Origin of the sequence: Vagococcus bubulae, assembly GCF_003950315.1 — a bacterium.
In the GTDB taxonomy this organism is placed as follows: Bacteria; Bacillota; Bacilli; order Lactobacillales; family Vagococcaceae; genus Vagococcus; species Vagococcus bubulae.
The window spans coordinates 1-1,255 of record NZ_NGJT01000058.1; the positions used below are offsets into that span (position 1 = coordinate 1).

The window sequence follows — 1,255 nt, forward strand, 5'->3', positions numbered from 1 at the left end:
CTTGCTTTAATGAAATTATCTAAAAATAAACTATTCAAAGGTATTGCTGTTGTCTACATTGAATATGTTCGTGGGACACCTTTACTTGTTCAAATCTTTTTAGTGTTCTTTGGACTCAATGTAATCGGCGTTAACCTAAGTGCCTTAGCATCAAGCTGTGTGGCTTTATCCCTAAATAGTGGGGCTTACGTCGCAGAAATTATACGTGCTGGTCTCAATGCTGTTGATAAAGGGCAAGCCGAAGCTGCTCGTTCACTTGGCATGAGTCAGAAAAAAGCCATGCAGTATATTATTATGCCACAAGCCATTAAAAATATTTTACCTGCGTTAGGAAATGAATTTGTCACGGTCATTAAAGAATCATCTGTGGTATCTGTTATCGGGGTATCTGAGTTGATGTTCCAAGCTGGTGTTGTTCGTGGGGCAAGTTTTAAACCATTCTTGCCAATCTTAATTGCGTCATTTATTTATTTTATTTTAACGTTTACCCTCTCTCGTTTATTGGGTGTAGCGGAAAGGAGAATTGGTGCCAATGATTAACATAACAGACTTAAAAAAATCGTATGGAGATAATGAGGTATTAAAAGGGATTAACTTAACCATCAAAGCTGGCGAAGTTGTCGTGGTAATTGGGCCATCTGGTAGTGGAAAAAGTACCTTTCTACGTTGTTTAAATTTACTTGAAACACCAACAAGTGGTGTTATCGAGTTTGAGGGAACTAACTTACTTGATCCTAAAATAGATATCAACCAATTGCGTCAAAAAATGGGCATGGTATTCCAAAATTTTAACCTCTTTCCTCATAAAACGGTGTTAGAAAATTTAACCATTAGTCCAATCAAAGTAAAAAACGAATCAAAAGAAACCGCCGATAAGGAAGGACTTGCCTTACTTGAACGTGTTGGATTACGTGATAAAGCCAATCAATACCCTTCTAGTTTATCAGGTGGTCAACAACAACGTGTCGCGATTGCGCGTGCCCTAGCGATGCATCCTGACGTGATGTTGTTTGATGAGCCAACCAGTGCCCTAGACCCTGAAATGGTTGGAGAAGTATTAGCCGTTATGAATGCGTTAGCCAAAGAAGGCATGACCATGGTGGTGGTGACTCATGAGATGGGATTTGCCCGAGAAGTAGCCGACCGTGTCATTTTTATGGATAAAGGTGTGATTCAAGAAGAAGGCACACCTGAAGACATCTTTTTACATCCAAAAAATGACAGAACACAAGACTTTTTAGAAAAAGTACTATAA

At 39.0% G+C, this 1,255-nt stretch carries 2 protein-coding genes; both read left to right on the top strand.

Going from position 1 to position 1,255, the window contains the following annotated elements; genetic code table 11:
• Positions 1–540 (top strand): amino acid ABC transporter permease (locus CBF36_RS12140; RefSeq protein WP_133306819.1); only part of this gene is annotated, 540 nt, incomplete at its 5' end.
• Positions 533–1,255, top strand: coding sequence for an amino acid ABC transporter ATP-binding protein (locus CBF36_RS12145; protein WP_125958616.1), 723 nt, complete (start codon positions 533–535; stop codon positions 1,253–1,255). The genes CBF36_RS12140 and CBF36_RS12145, both read left to right, overlap by 8 nt.

Bases quoted from the DNA above. Each gene is read 5' to 3' on its own strand.
- CBF36_RS12145 (WP_125958616.1), top strand. From the start codon at position 533: ATGATTAACATAACAGACTTAAAAAAATCGTATGGAGATAATGAGGTA.